Source organism: Nocardia ninae NBRC 108245 (assembly GCF_007990755.1).
Lineage (GTDB): Bacteria > Actinomycetota > Actinomycetes > Mycobacteriales > Mycobacteriaceae > Nocardia > Nocardia ninae.
Window position 1 is genome coordinate 19,148 of record NZ_BJXA01000009.1, and the last position, 14,231, is coordinate 33,378.

Consider the following 14,231-nt stretch of genomic DNA (forward strand, 5'->3'; position numbering starts at 1 on the left):
CTGATTCAGGGCAGCGCGGCCACCCCGTACGCGGCGACGCAGGCGAGGGCGAGCTCCAACGGCAGGCTGCGCTGCTCGATCGGATAGCCCAGCAGTTCCTCGATGCGCTGGATCCGGTAGCGAACCGTGTTCTTGTGTACTCCGAGCAGTTTCGCCGTGGCCTCCGGGCTGCGATGGCTCTTCAGGTAGGCGTGCAGCGTCTCGCGTAGCCGCGCTGCGTTCGGGTCGGTACCGGACAGCGCGCGCAATTCCCGCCCGATCAGACCGCGCATCGCCGCGTCGTCGGCGCCGGCCAGATAGGCCACCTCCACCTCGCGATAGCCGATCACCCGTGGCGTGCCCGCCGGCCCACGCTCGGCCACCTGCCTGGCGGCCACCGCCTCGCGATGGCTCTGCCGGAATCCGGCGACCTGCCCGGCGGGCACACCGAAGGCCACTCGGACCGGAGCTTCGACCAGCCCGGCGGCGATGCGCTCCAGCGCGCCGGGTTCACCGGGCCACTGTTCGTTGCGACTCGAATCCGCGCCTGGCAGGTCGTCGAGCCCGGCCCACGCCCACATCCCGCTGGCCCCGGAGGCCACGGTGAGCACCCGGCCGTTGCCGATCCCGGCGGCCACCCTGGCCGCGACCCGTTCCAGCACACCGATGACTTCGCCGTCCCCGCTGCCGGATTCGCTCTCGTCGGTCCACAACACGAAGGCGACATGCCGCTGGGTGAGCCGGTAACCGAGCCGGACCGAGGCCTGGTCCACGTCCAGTTCGTCACCGGCCAGCAGCGCGCGGATGGTCTCGGTGCGCCGGTTGAGCGCGGCCCGCAGGACGCGCTCGCGCTCCTCCATGTAGGTGTCGGTGAGCAACTCGACCGACAGGCTGACCCACTTGGTCGCGCGCTCGAACATTCGCAGCATCACCGCACGCTCGATCTCCGGCGGCGCCTGCCGCTGATCGACGGCCTCGCTCATGTAGTCGAGCACCGCCTCCATCCCGACGTGATAGGTGCGCAGCAGCATGCGCAGCTCGAAGCCGCGCCGGGCGATGGTGCGCGCGAAGGCGTGCGCCTCCTCGGGCAGCGCGTATTCGAAAGTGTCACTGGTGATTCCGCTCAGCACGGCCCTGGCGTGCGCGCGGGTGCTCGCGGCGAGGTCGCGGCGCACATCCCGGTCGGCGAGTTCCGGGACGCGCGCGATGATGGCGCTGTCGAGGCGAGTCACGATCTGCTCGAGCGTCTCGGTGCGCATCGTCTCGAAGACGTACTCCGCCAGCCAGTCGCGGACCACTTCGCTGTTCGGTCCGATCCGGTCGGGTGATGCGGCCGTCACGACACCTCCATTTTGTTCGTAGAGCACAAATTCACTCGGCCCCATTGACAAACTGAGCCAAGAATCTCTATCCGAATTGTGCCACTCTCATAGTTCAGTGGCCTGACTCACATCCGTCAGCCCACGCCGGTTCACAGCACAACGTCAGTGGGAGAACAGTGTGACGAACACCGAACCAGCGCCCGGCGCGGCCAAGAAAGCACCGGCGCGAAAGACAACTGCGCAGAAGGCGGCAGAGCAGGCGCCCGCCGTCATCGAGGTGCGCAATCCCGGCACCGGCGCGGTGGTCGGGACGGTGCCCGAGATGAGCGCCGACGAAGTGGCGGCCAAGGTCCGTGAGCTGCGGCTGTTCCAGCCGGAATGGGAAGCCATCGGCCCGAACGGCCGCAAGGAATGGCTGCTCAAATTGCAGGACTGGCTGATCGACAACACCGACACCATCGCCGACGTGGTGCAGTCCGAGACGGGCAAGCCGCGCGTCGACTCGCTGATCGATCCCGCGTTCGCCACCGATCTGCTCGGTTACTACGCGCGCCGCGCCGCCAAATTCCTCGCCGACGATCATCCGTCCCCGCACAGCCCGCTGGCGCGGGTCAAGAAGCTGACGACCGCGTACAAGCCGTATCCGGTGGTCGGCGTCATCACGCCGTGGAACTTCCCGCTCGCCATGCCCGCGCTCGACGTGTTCCCCGCGCTGGCCGCGGGTGCCGCCGTGATCCTGAAGCCGTCGGAGGTGACACCGCTTTCCGCGCTCGAAATGGCAAGGGGCTGGGCCGAAATCGGCGCTCCGCCGGTGTTCGCGGTGGTCACCGGCGCGGCCGCGACCGGCGCTGCCGTCATCGAGAACGCGGACTACATCCAGTTCACCGGCTCGACGGCGACGGGTCGCAAGATCGCCGTGGCCTGCGCCGAGCGGATGGTCCCGTACAGCCTGGAGCTCGGCGGCAAGGACCCCGCCATCGTGCTGTCCGACGCGGATGTGGATCGGGCCGCGCACGGCATCGCGTTCGGCGGCATGTTCAACTCCGGTCAGGTGTGCATCTCGGTGGAGCGGGTGTATGTCGAGGCGCCGGTCTACGACGAGTTCGTGGCCAAGCTGACCGCGAACGTCAAGGCGCTGCGCCAGGGCATCGACGGCCGCGAGTCCAAGCACGACGTCGGCGCGCTGGCCAACGAGAACCAGACCTCCGTCGTGCAGCGCCATGTCGACGAGGCCGTCGCGGCCGGGGCCAAGGTGCTCACCGGCGGCAAGCGGGCCGGGTTCGGCACCGCGTTCGAACCGACGGTGCTCGTCGATGTCGACCACACCATGTCCTGCATCACCGAGGAGACCTTCGGCCCGACCCTGCCGGTGATGAAGGTGGCCGACGAGGCGGAAGCCGTTCGGCTGGCCAATGATTCGATCTACGGGCTGTCCGCGTCGGTGTGGACCGGCGACAAGGAGCGCGGCGAGCGGATCGCCCGCCAGCTCAACGCGGGCGCAGTGAACATCAACGACGTGTTCGTCAACCTGTTCAGCTTCGCCCTGCCGATGGGCGGCTGGGGCCAGTCCGGCGTCGGCGCGCGCTGGGGCGGCGCCAACGGTGTCCGCAAGTACTGCCGTCAGCAGGCGATCACCACCCCGCTCCTGCCGACCCAGGAAAAGGAACTGTTCTGGTTCCCCTATCAGATGCCCAAACTGCTGTTCGCCGTCGCCGCGATGCGGGCCGCCGGGGCGCGCGGGCTGCGCCGGATCGACATTCCTGCCGTGCTGAAACTCAAGGGAGACAACAAGTGACCGACACTTCGACGATTCGCGGCAAGGTCGTCGTCATCACCGGCGGCGCCCGCGGCATCGGGCTGGCCACCGCGACCGCGCTGCAGGCGCTCGGCGCCAAGGTCGCGATCGGCGATATCGACGAGGCCACCGTCAAGGAGTCCGGCACCGCCCGCGGCTTCGAGCTGTACGGCAAGCTCGATGTCACCGACGCCACCTCGTTCGAGACCTTCCTGGACGAGGTCGAGCGCACCGTCGGCCCGATCGACGTGCTGGTCAACAACGCGGGCATCATGCCGACCGGCAAGCTGGTGGACGAGCCGGACCAGATCACCCGGCGAATCCTGGACATCAATGTCTACGGCGTAATCCTGGGCTCCAAGCTGGGCCTGGCCCGGATGCTGCCGCGTGGGAGCGGCCACGTCATCAATATCGCCTCGCTCGCCGGCGAGACGCACATCCCCGGCCTGGCCACCTACAACGCGAGCAAGCACGCGGTGCTCGGCTTCACCGACACGCTGCGCGAGGAGTACCGGGAATCCGGTGTGCGCTTCTCCTCGGTGCTGCCGACGCTGACCAACACCGAGCTCGGTGCGGGCGTCACCGCGCCGAAGTTGCTGCGCCCGGCCGAGCCGGAGGAGATCGCCGACGCGATCGTGGGGCTGATCGTCGCGCCGAAGTCGAAGGTCAGGGTGACCGCGGTGGCGGGCTTCATCTCACAGGTGGTCGGCCTGCTGCCGGATGCGGTCGGCGACGGCATCGCCAGGGCGCTCGGCGCTGGTCACGCGTTCCTCGACGACGTCGACGCGGAGAAGCGCAAGGCCTACGAGGATCGGGCGCGCAGCGTCTGATCCCGGTACGGCAGCGGTGCCGCGGTCCCGGATTCGTCCGGGCCGCGGCACTTTTTGCGTGCGTAGCGAGGGTCCGAATTGCGAGCCTTGCAGCAATACAAACCAAATTGTGATGAAAGTCACTATAGAGGGGGCAAATGACCGCTGGTCGGCCAGATGGGGGTGTCCAGCGGACGAACGGCAACCGTACAGACCGCCAGTTCCAGCTTGCTCGACGCACCCCGAGCGAACATCATTGCTGGTCAAGCGCCCAGATATGGTTCGCCGCCGAGACGAGCGGCTGCATGCCCAACATTCGCGGAGTCGATGGTGCATCACACCATCACAAGCAATATGCTGTCCCTAACAAACCTGTCGAATGTTTTGGTACCCGTATCCGAACTTTCTGGCCTGATAAGGCTGGAAATTCAGGACTGATTCTGATAGCAAGGGGCTATGGACCCGCATTTGCGCGACCTGCGGTATTTCGTCGCCGTCGCTGAGGAACTGCACTTCACCAACGCCGCTCAGCGGCTGCACATCGCTCAACCCACCCTGTCGCGTCAGATCCGGCAGCTGGAACGCCAGCTCGACGTGGTCCTGTTCGACCGCAACCAGCGCAGCGTCGCCCTGACCGTGGCGGGCAAGGAACTGCTCGAGGGCGCGCGCAAGATCCTGGAGCTGTGGGAGGTCACCAACGTCTCGCTGCAGGAGGCGGGCGAGGTGCTGCGCGTCGGCATCCAATCCGCGCTCGGGCGTGGACTGTTGAACGACCTGGAGAGCGCCAGCGGCCACCGGCTCGCACTGCACGCGGCCTCGTGGACCGACCCGTCCAGCGGCCTGGCCGGCCGGCAAGCCGATCTGTCGCTGGTGTGGCTGCCGCTGCCCGACCCGAACCGCTACCGCTGGCAGGTGCTGCGCACCGAGCCGCGCTGGGTGCTGCTCCCGGAGAACCACCCGCTGGCCGATCGGGAAACCATCGAGTTCACCGACCTGCTCGACGAGCCGTTCATCGCGCTGCCCACCGAAGCCGGTGCGGTGCGCGACTTCTGGCTCGGCAACGACGCGCGCAACGGACGCCAGCCCAAGATCGGCGCCGAGGCGGCGACCCCCGAGGACAAGCTGGAGGCCGTGAGCCTCGGCCTCGGCGTCTGCCTGCTGGCCGAGAACAACGTGCCGATGTACCGCTGGCCCGGCCTCACCGCGCGACCGGTGGCCGGCCTCGCGCCGTGCGAGCTGGCCGTGGCGTGGCGCGCCGACGACCAGCGGCCGACCATTCTGGAGTTCGCCGGACGCGCCGTCGACGGCGGGTTCTCGGTGCAGCAGCCGCAACCCGCCGTCAGCGCTTGATCAGTTGATGGTGCGCCGCCAGGGGTGCAGCGATTCCAGTTGCGCGGACAACCGCAGCAGGGTGGATTCGCTCCCCGGCGGACCGGCCAGCTGAGCGGCCACCGGCGTGCCGACGTCGGCGTGCATGCCCATCGGGATGGACGCGGCGGGCCAGCCGACCAGGTTCCAGAGCGGGGTGAAGGGCGAAAACCGCGAGCTGGCAAGCACATTGGCCAGCCAACCGCGGTGGTGCCAGGCCCGCGCCTTGGGCGGCGGACCGGCGAGCGTGGGTGTGATCACCACGTCGTAGCGTTCGAAGTATTCGAGTAGCCGGGCCTCGACCCGGTCGACCTGCGCCGGGCGCACCAGGCGTAGTCGCTGGACCAGGCGGCCGAGCGCCAGGTGCCTGCGCGTACGGGGTTGCAGCCGTTCGGGATTCGGTAGCACGGCGGCGTCGCGGGAGCCGAAGGCCAACCAGCGCAAGAAGATCGAGATCAGCGCGTCGCCGTAGGGCAGCGTGGTCGGCTCGACGAGATGGCCTGCCGCCGCGGCCACCGAGGCGGCGGTGCGGGCGGCGTTGGTCCACTGCCGGTCGACGCGGAAGAAGCGGTACGGCGGAGCCACGGCTAGGCCGATGCGTAGTCGGCCCGGTGGATCCACCTCGGCTAGGTCCGGCCGCGCGGCCAGCACCGATAGCGCGAGCGCCGCGTCGCCGACTGTCGTTGCGAGCACACCGTTTTCGATCATGCCGGACCAGGAGTCGACGCCGATCTCCGCGGGCACCGTGTAGCGCCCCGGCTTGATGCCGAACACGCCGCAGCATGCCGCGGGGATGCGCAGCGAGCCGAGCCCGTCGTTGCCGTGCGCGATCGGCACCAGCCCGGCGGCGACCGCGGCGGCCGCACCGCCGGACGAGCCGCCCGCACTGCGCGCGACATTCCATGGATTGCCGGTGATCCGGTCCGGGGTATCGGTGGTGCCCCACAACCCGAGCTCCGGCACGGTGGTGAGCCCGACGATCACCGCGCCCGCGGCGCGCAGCCTGCGCACCACCGCATGATCATCGGCGACCGGGCGGGCATCGGTGGCCGCCGAGCCCGATCGCATCGTCTCGCCCGCCACCGCGATGTTGTGCTTGATCGCGATCGGCACACCGGCCAGCGGCAGCACGTCCAGATCCGCGCGCTGCTCCAGCGCCGCCGCCTCGGAGCGAGCCTTCTCGGTCCGAATGACGCTGAACGCATTGGTGTTCCGGTGTTCGGCGACGATCCGGGCGACGGTGGCCTCGACCACCTCGGTCACGGTCAGCGAGCCGTCGCGGACACCGGCCGCGATGGCGGTCGCCGGACCGCGGGTGAGGTCCTGGCCGACCGCGATTTGGTCGCCGACGCCCAGCGGACTATCTTGAGCGGGCGCGCTCGCCTCGACGTCGGATCGGGTGACCGGTGACTGTGCGACGGCCACCTCGGTGAGCATCGATTGTTTCGGATTGATCTGCGCGACCGCCGGGTGATCGGCGGGTGTTTCCGGGCCGGAAGTTTCGGTGTCCGCCGAACCATCCGCCACCGCTGTGGCCTTGATCTGCATGTGCTGGTCGTCCCCCGTCGCATCGTTGTCGAATTCGGGTGATCGCTCTCAAGCCGCAAGTTATCATTCCGAATACTGCTCGGGGGATGATGGCGGCGGGTGTGGCGGAATTTCTCCGCGATATCTAACCGACCGACCAGTGCGGATTCTCCGGTATCCGCCGAGCCACTAGGTCCGAGAATGAGTGCCAACGCCGATAGAAGTTCCGATTCCACCGCGGGTTTCGCGGCGAGCGCTGGTTTCGGTAACCACCCGCTGCGCACCGAATTCAACGCCGTCGCCGCCTTCGCCGCGGCCTGGGAAGACACCGCCGCCGCCCACCCGCCCGAGATCGCCGAGTATCTGCCGGACGCGCAGACGCTGCGCACCGAGGCACTGCTCGAACTGATCCGCGTCGACCTGCGGCACCGCTGGCTGCGCAAGTCCGTGCAAGACACCGCTCCGTCGGCACAGCCACGTCCGCAGACCCGCAAACGTCTCGCCGAATACTGCGCCGAATTTCCCGAACTCGAACCGGGCAGTATCCCGGCCGGACTGGTGTACGAGGAGTTCGTCATCCGCCGCCACAGCGGCGAACGGGTGGATCCGCGCGAATGTCTGCGCGAATATCCGCACCAGGCGAGCGAACTGCGCGCCATGTTGAACGCCGACGACGACGATCAGAGCACCCGGCGGGCGGCCGTCGAGGATTCCACCCGGACCGCGCTCGCCCGGACCAGAGCCGCCTTTCTCGACAGCGAATTGAACCGAACCACCGAGTCCGACCGTAGTTCAGAAGTGACCCGAGCAACCAGCGATCTGACCGGAACGGCGACCGCCGTGCCGACCACGGTCGGCACCGGGCCGGGCCACCTCGAGGCGCTCGACCGGATCGAAATCGGCCAGCGGATCGATGATTTCGACCTGCTGACCGGGCTGGGCAGCGGCGCGTTCGCCCGCGTCTTCCTGGCCAGGCAGCGCTCCCTGCAGCGGCTGGTGGCGGTGAAGATCTCCGCCGACCACGGCACCGAGCCGCAGACGCTGGCCCAGCTCGACCACGACTACATCGTGCGGGTCTTCGACCAGCGGCTGCTCGACGACGCCGAGGCCGGTGCCGCGCGCAGGCTGCGGCTGCTCTACATGCAGTTCCTGCCGGGCGGCACACTGCTCGGGGTGCTGCGCTGGGTGCGCGCCACCCCGCCCGCCGAGCGCAGCGGTCAGCTGCTGCTCGACGCCGTGGACGCGGCCATGGAGGAGAAGGGCGAGATCCGGCCGACCGACTCCAGCGTGCGCGCCGAGATCGCCTCGCTCAGTTGGCCGGAGACGGTGGCGTGGCTGGGCCGCAGGCTGGCCGAGGCGCTCGACTACGCCTCGGCGCACGGCGTGCTGCACCGTGACGTGAAACCGGCCAATGTGCTGCTGACCGCCGAGGCGGTGCCGAAGCTGGCCGACTTCAACATCAGCTTCAGCCGCAATGTCGAGGGCACCAGTCCGGTCGCCTATTTCGGCGGTTCGCTGGCGTACATGTCGCCGGAGCAGTTGGAGGCCTGCCATCCGGGATTCGGCCGCAGCGCCGCGGATCTGGACACCCGGGCCGACATCTACTCCCTCGGTGTCGTGCTGTGGGAATTGCTCACCGGGGCAAAGCCGTTCGACGACAGCACCGCGGGCGCCGACGGCTACGGCGACGACACGACGCTGGAGGCCATGCTCGAGCGGCGCACCGCGGGCGTGGACGCGGCCGCGCTGGAACGGGTACCGGCCGACTGCCCGGCGGCGCTGCGCCGCGTGCTGCTGAGCTGTCTCTCGCCCGACCGGTCCATGCGCTGGGCCAACGGCTGCGTTCTCGCCAGGCAGCTGGAACTCTGCCTGGACGCGCGGGCCCGTGAGCTGGTGGACCCGGCGCCCAGCAGTTGGCGGCTGCGGTTGCGGCCGTGGATGGTGCTGGTCACGCTGCTGTCGGTCGGGCTGCCGAATGTGCTTGCCTCGCTGTACAACATCCAGCACAACCAGCACCTGATCATCAGCAGGCTCACCGAGGAGGCGCAGCACAGCTTCGTGATCATCACCGGTGTGGTGAACGCGGTGTTCTTTCCGGTGGGCATCGCGATCGTGGTGTACATGTCCAGGTCGCTGCTGACGGTGCCGCGCGGGCTACGCAAGGGCCGGCGCTACGACCCCGACACCCTCTGCCACGCCAGACGCGACGCACTGTTGCTCGGCGATCGCGCGGTGGCCGTGGCGTTTTCGCTGTGGGTGCTGTCCGGCTTCACCTTTCCGCTCACGCTGCAACTGGTGACCGGTGACCTGCCCGCGCGGGCGATCGTGCACTTCCTCGCGTCGCTGGTGGTGTGCGGCGCCATCGCGGTGGCCTATCCGTTCTTCCTGCTGACCTTCTACATGGTGCGCTGCATCTATCCGCTGTTCCTCCGGCACGGTGACATCAGCCCGGCGGACGCGGTCTGGCTGCGCGGGCTGGACCGGCGGTGCAACGGATATCTGGCGGTGGCGGCGTCGGTGCCGTTGCTCGCGGTGGCCGGGGTGACGTTCCTGCCGCCATCCGACATCCCGATGGTGATCTTCGCGGTGCGCGTGCTGTGCGCGGGCGGCATCATCGCCTTCGTGGTGTCCTACCTGCTGTTCCGGGCCTTGGAAGCCGACCTGCGCGCGCTGGAGCGGGTGGTTTCGCCTGCGTCGGCCGGCGGGCAGGCCGGTGCGGCCGAACGTGCGGCGGATGAGACTGCCGTGGAGACCCGCACGTGACGTCGTCGCGCGCCGACGCCGTCGCGCGGTTCGCCGCCGATTGGCAGCGCAGCCTGCGGGCTGAGCGCGTCACGCCGCCGCTCATCGCGGACTACGTGCCCGACGGCACTCAGGTGCGGCTCGCGGTGCTGACCGATCTGCTGCGCATCGATCTGCGTGAGCGCTGGGGCCGCGACGCCGACCTCGGCAAGCGGATCGCGGAGTACCGCAAGGAGTTTCCGGAGGTCGAGCACAGCCCCGAGCTGGCCGACCTGGTCTGCGAGGAGTTCCTGGCCCGGCGCCGCCACGCGCCGCTGGCCGTCGAGGAATTCCTCACCGAGTATCCGGAGCTGGCCGACGCGGTGCGCGAACGGCTGGCCGACTTCGACATCGATGACTTCGGCACCGCGGAAACCACCGAAACCGTCGCCGCGCTGGCCGAGCTGAGCCCCGGCCAGCGCATCGACGACTTCGATCTGATCACCGACCTCGGCAGCGGCCTGCTCGGACGGGTCTTCCTGGCCAGGCAGCGATCCATGCAACGCCTTGTCGCGGTTCGCCTTTCGGCAGGCCGCGCGGCCGCACCGCACACCATGGCGCAGCTCGACCATGCGCACATCGTCCGAGTCTTCGATCAGCGGGTACTGAGCACGGACACCACCCGACTCGGCGCCGCCGCACCCCGGCTCGTCTACATGCAGTACCTCCCCGGCGGCACCGCGGTCGGCGTGCTCGACCAGCGGCGCACCGGCCCCGAGTCCGCTGGCGGCGCGTTGCTGCTGCGCGCCATCGACACGGCGATGGCGGCGAAAGGTGAGATCCGGCCGTCGGATTCGAGTGTGCGGGCCGAGATCGCGGCGCTGAGCTGGCCGGAGACGGTGGCCTGGGTGGGCAGGCGGCTGGCCGACGCGCTGGATTACGCGGAGCACCACGGCGTGCAGCATCACGACATCAAACCGGCGAACGTCCTGTTCACCGCCGAGGGTATTCCGAAGTTGGCCGATTTCGCGTTGCGGGAGTCGGGTCCACGGCCGATGACGAATCCGGCAGCGCAAGCAGATGATTCGCTGCAATACCAGTCGCCGGAGCAGCTGGCCCGGCTGCTCGACCCGGCCGCACCCGCACCGGGCACCCGCAGCGACCTCTACGCGTTGGGCGTTTTGCTGTGGGAAATGCTCTCGGGTGCAAGCCCGTTCGATGATGCCCCACGGACCGGCGAATCATCCGCCGAGACCTACGCGCGCATGCTTGCCGTACGCCGCGCCGGGGTCACCGAGACGGCGCTGTCCCGGCTGCCCGCGAACACCCCGGCGGCGCTGCGCCGCGTGCTGCTGGACTGCCTGCACGCCGACCCGGAACAGCGCTGGCGCAACGGCTTCGAGCTGGCCGGTCAGCTCGACCTGTGCCTCGACGCCCGCGCGCGCAACCTGACCGATCCACCGCCGGCCAGCCTGGCCTATCGGGGCCGCGGCTGGCTGATCCCGTTCGCGGCCGTATGCATCGGCGTGCCGAACGCGCTCGCCAGCTGGTACAACATCCAGCTGAACCAGTCGCTGATCGTCGACCGGATGTCGGCGGCCGACCAGGACCGGTTCGCCACGGTCGGCTTGCTCAACAATCTGATCGCCTTCCCGGTCGCGGCACTGCTGTTGATCTTGCTGACCCGCAGGCCGCTGACCATCGGCCTCCGGTTGGCGCGCGGCCGTGCGTATTCCGCGCACACGCTGGCCAAGGCCCGCCGCGACACCTTGCTGATGGCCGACTGGGCGGTGCTGGTGCCGTTCGGCTTCTGGCTCGTCGCCGGCGTGATCTGGCCGCTCGGCCTGGCCATGTCCGGCGTGGAGCTGCCACCGAAGACATTCCTGCATTTCTTTGCGGCACAGGTGGTTTGCGCCGCCATCGCGCTGGCGTATCCGTTCTTCCCGATCGCGGTCTACGCGGTCCGCTCGGTGTATCCGCAGTTGCTGGTGCGTGGCGGGATCGGGCCCGGCGACGAGCGCCAGCTGCGAAAGCTGGCCCGGCGCGGCAACTTCTACCTCGGCGTCGCCGCGTCGGTGCCGCTGCTCGGGGTGGCGGGTGCGACCTTCGTCGACGCCGAAGATCTGGAGTTGGTGATCGTTCCGGTCCGCATGCTCAGCGTGGGTGGCATTCTGGCTTTCGTGGTTACCTACCGGTTGTTCCGCTGGCTAGAGGCCGATCTGCTCGCGCTGGCGCGGGCCATCCCGCAGCGGAAGCGATGACCTCGCCGCGGCCGCTCGGGCGGCTGGTGAGTTTGTCGCATGTGCACGATCCGGCCACCACGCCGCTGTATCCGGACGATCCGGAGTTCCGCACCGACATCGTGGCGACGGTCGCCAACGACGGCTACTACCTGCGCTACATCCAGCAGGGCGAGCACACCGGAACCCATTGGGGCGCACCGATTCACTTCCACTCCGACGGTCTCGGCGCCGACGAACTGGAGCTGGACGATCTGCTGCTGCCCGCGGTGAAGGTCGACGTCCGGGAGCGGTGCGCCCGCGACCGGGATTACGCGATCACCGTCGCGGATCTGAAGCAATGGGAGGGGCGGCACGGGCGCATTCCGAACGGTGCGGCGGTGATCGCCTGGACGGGCTGGGATGCCAAGTGGGGCACTGCGGAATTCCTCGGCACGGCCGAATCCGCGCACCATCAACCGGGTTTCGCGGTCGAGGCCATCGAATGGCTGCTGCGCACCGGCCGGCTCGGCCATCGCGGCGCGCTCGGCATCGACACTTTCGGTCCCGACCTGGGCACCGACGACAGCTACGCGGTCTCCAAGCTGCTCTACGGCGACCACCGCATCAGCCTGGAATGCCTGGCCAACCTGGCGGCCATCCCGGCGACGGGGGCCTGGATCCTGGTCGGCGGGCCGCTCTATCGTCGCGGCTCCGGCTCGCCCGCAACGATTTTCGGCATACTCCCCGACCGCTGACGGAGCTAGGAGTAGACCTTCGGGTCGAGGGTGCCGATATAGGGCAGGTCGCGGTAGCGCTCCGCGTAGTCGAGGCCGTAGCCGACGACGAATTCGTTCGGGATGTCGAAGCCGACGTGGGCGACGTCGACGTGGGTGCGTAACGCATCCGGCTTGCGTAACAGCGTGACCACCTCGAGCGAGGCCGGATTGCGGGTGGATAGGTTGCGCTTGAGCCAGGACAGCGTCAGGCCCGAGTCGATGATGTCCTCGACGATCAGCACATTGCGGCCCGCGATGTCCTTGTCCAGGTCCTTCATAATGCGCACCACGCCGGAGGAGGAGGTGGACGACCCGTACGACGAGACGGCCATGAACTCCATCTGGGTCGGGATCGGCAACGCCTTGGCGAGGTCGGTCATGAAGAAGATCGCGCCCTTGAGCACGCCGACCAGCAGCAGGTCACCCTCGGGGGCGTCCGCGGGATAGCGCTTGGCGATCAGCTCGGCCAGCTCTTTCGTCTTGCCTGCGATCTCTTCCTGGGTGATCAGAACAGACGCGATGTCGTCCCCGTACACGTCAGCTGTTCCCTTCTGGTTTTCGCTCCCGGACGGCCGACCCATTATGTGTCATCAGCCGCTGCGCAGACGCAGTAAACATTGGCGGCGTTCCCTGGCCCTGCGTGGTCACGCTTCGCTACCGCCTCCGGGCCTGACGCTCACGCCGCAGTGTCAGCCTGCCATGTTCGCGCGCCGCGACCAACCTGCTACCTGCCGAGCCGCCGCCGACGGCGACGCCGCCCTGCCCGCGCCAATCGGTGATCAGCTCGTCCACCGCGTGTAAATGCTTGCCGGTCAGCGCTTTCGCCCCGCCCGCGAGCAGCCAGGCCCGGATTGCCCGGCGGCGCAGGGCGGCGGGGGCAGTGGCGAGCGTCTCGATCGACAGCGTCGCGCCATCACCGGCGGTGTGCAGCAGCTCACCGGCAAGCGCGTCGAGCACGGCACCGTCGGCGCGCAACTGTTCGGCGGTGCGCGCGAGCGCGGCGGCGACGCCACCGCCGAGCACGTCCTCCAGTAAGGGCAGCACCTCGGTGCGTAAGCGCACCCTGGTGAACTCGGACGACGTGTTGTGCGGATCCTCGTGCGGGGTGAGCGCCGCGTCTGCGCACAGCTGCCGGGTCACCGCGCGTCGCACCCCGAGCAGCGGCCTGCCCCACGGCTCGGCCCAGGCGGCCATGCCTTGGATCGAGCGACCGCCGGACCCGCGTGCCAATCCGAGCAGCACGGTTTCCGCCTGATCGTCCAGGGTATGTCCGAGCAGCACAGGCAGCCCGTTGCGCGCTTCGTCCAACGCCGCGTACCGAACTCGCCGCGCCGCGGCTTCCATGCCGCCGTCGCCTACGACGTCGACCGCGAGCACCCGCGCTGATCGGCAGCCGAGCGCGAGCGCCGTCGCCGCGGCATCGGCTGCGACCACGTCGGAGCCCGGCTGCAATTGGTGGTCGACAACCAGAGCATCGACTGCGTCCGCCTCGACGACCGCGGCCGCGGTGAGCGCTAACGAGTCCGCGCCGCCGGAGAGCGCAACGGCGACAGTGTCCGACGCGTACTCCCCCAGCCAACCTCGGACGGCCCGCCGAACCTCCAGCACCGCCGCCGTCTCGGGCAGTCGCGCCCGTGAAACCGAGCGCTCGACCCCCGCGGGTTGTCCGGGCACACGACTCATAACCGGAGCGTACCGATGCACCGCACGTC

At 68.9% G+C, this 14,231-nt stretch carries 10 protein-coding genes; 6 read left to right on the forward strand and 4 right to left on the reverse strand.

Features of this window, described 5'->3' with window-relative positions:
* Window positions 1-5: 5 nt before the first annotated feature.
* Window positions 6-1,319, reverse strand: a complete 1,314-nt coding sequence (locus NN4_RS09070; RefSeq protein WP_246180788.1) for a PucR family transcriptional regulator — start codon at window positions 1,317-1,319, stop codon at window positions 6-8.
* 160 nt (window positions 1,320-1,479) lie between these two features.
* On the opposite strand from NN4_RS09070, the gene NN4_RS09075 reads away from it, so the two are divergent.
* The 3 genes from NN4_RS09075 (at window position 1,480) to NN4_RS09085 (ending at window position 5,255) form a co-directional block, all read left to right on the forward strand.
* Window positions 1,480-3,096 (forward strand): aldehyde dehydrogenase family protein, encoded by a 1,617-nt coding sequence (locus NN4_RS09075; protein WP_147129489.1) that lies wholly within the window; start codon window positions 1,480-1,482, stop codon window positions 3,094-3,096.
* Complete coding sequence (locus tag NN4_RS09080; protein WP_147129490.1) at window positions 3,093-3,926, forward strand: SDR family oxidoreductase; 834 nt, start codon at window positions 3,093-3,095, stop codon at window positions 3,924-3,926. The genes NN4_RS09075 and NN4_RS09080 overlap by 4 nt, the downstream gene beginning before the upstream one ends.
* 435 nt (window positions 3,927-4,361) lie before the next feature.
* The gene (locus NN4_RS09085) at window positions 4,362-5,255 is read left to right on the forward strand and encodes a LysR family transcriptional regulator (RefSeq protein ID WP_107653822.1); all 894 of its coding nucleotides are present in this window, start codon (window positions 4,362-4,364) and stop codon (window positions 5,253-5,255) included.
* Here the strand turns inward: NN4_RS09085 and NN4_RS09090 are convergent, their stop codons facing one another.
* On the reverse strand, window positions 5,256-6,821 hold the full coding sequence (locus NN4_RS09090; RefSeq protein WP_147129491.1) for an amidase: 1,566 nt from the start codon (window positions 6,819-6,821) through the stop codon (window positions 5,256-5,258). It abuts the gene before it with no gap.
* Window positions 6,822-7,001: 180 nt separating this feature from the next.
* On the opposite strand from NN4_RS09090, the gene NN4_RS09095 reads away from it, so the two are divergent.
* From NN4_RS09095 to NN4_RS09105, 3 genes are read left to right on the forward strand one after another with little or no spacing between them, the layout of a single operon-like run.
* Window positions 7,002-9,563, forward strand: a complete 2,562-nt coding sequence (locus tag NN4_RS09095; RefSeq protein WP_147129492.1) for a serine/threonine-protein kinase — start codon at window positions 7,002-7,004, stop codon at window positions 9,561-9,563.
* Window positions 9,560-11,782 (forward strand): serine/threonine-protein kinase, encoded by a 2,223-nt coding sequence (locus tag NN4_RS09100; protein WP_147129493.1) that lies wholly within the window; start codon window positions 9,560-9,562, stop codon window positions 11,780-11,782. Before NN4_RS09095 ends, NN4_RS09100 begins: the two co-directional genes overlap by 4 nt.
* On the forward strand, window positions 11,779-12,498 hold the full coding sequence (locus tag NN4_RS09105; protein ID WP_147129494.1) for a cyclase family protein: 720 nt from the start codon (window positions 11,779-11,781) through the stop codon (window positions 12,496-12,498). The genes NN4_RS09100 and NN4_RS09105 overlap by 4 nt, the downstream gene beginning before the upstream one ends.
* A gap of 5 nt (window positions 12,499-12,503) precedes the next feature.
* Here NN4_RS09105 and hpt read toward each other — a convergent pair whose 3' ends face one another.
* Window positions 12,504-13,055 carry a hypoxanthine phosphoribosyltransferase gene (gene hpt, locus NN4_RS09110; RefSeq protein WP_107653817.1) on the reverse strand — a complete coding sequence of 184 codons (552 nt, stop codon included), beginning with the start codon at window positions 13,053-13,055 and terminating at the stop codon, window positions 12,504-12,506.
* Window positions 13,056-13,173: 118 nt separating this feature from the next.
* On the reverse strand, window positions 13,174-14,202 hold the full coding sequence (gene tilS / locus NN4_RS09115) for a tRNA lysidine(34) synthetase TilS (protein WP_147129495.1): 1,029 nt from the start codon (window positions 14,200-14,202) through the stop codon (window positions 13,174-13,176).
* Between the last annotated feature and the right edge of the window lie 29 nt (window positions 14,203-14,231).

Coding starts and splice junctions, on each gene's coding strand:
- NN4_RS09105 (WP_147129494.1), top strand. CDS start 11,779: ATGACCTCGCCGCGGCCGCTCGGGCGGCTGGTGAGTTTGTCGCATGTG.
- tilS (WP_147129495.1), bottom strand. CDS start 14,202: ATGAGTCGTGTGCCCGGACAACCCGCGGGGGTCGAGCGCTCGGTTTCA.
- NN4_RS09085 (WP_107653822.1), top strand. CDS start 4,362: ATGGACCCGCATTTGCGCGACCTGCGGTATTTCGTCGCCGTCGCTGAG.
- NN4_RS09095 (WP_147129492.1), top strand. CDS start 7,002: ATGAGTGCCAACGCCGATAGAAGTTCCGATTCCACCGCGGGTTTCGCG.
- NN4_RS09090 (WP_147129491.1), bottom strand. CDS start 6,821: ATGCAGATCAAGGCCACAGCGGTGGCGGATGGTTCGGCGGACACCGAA.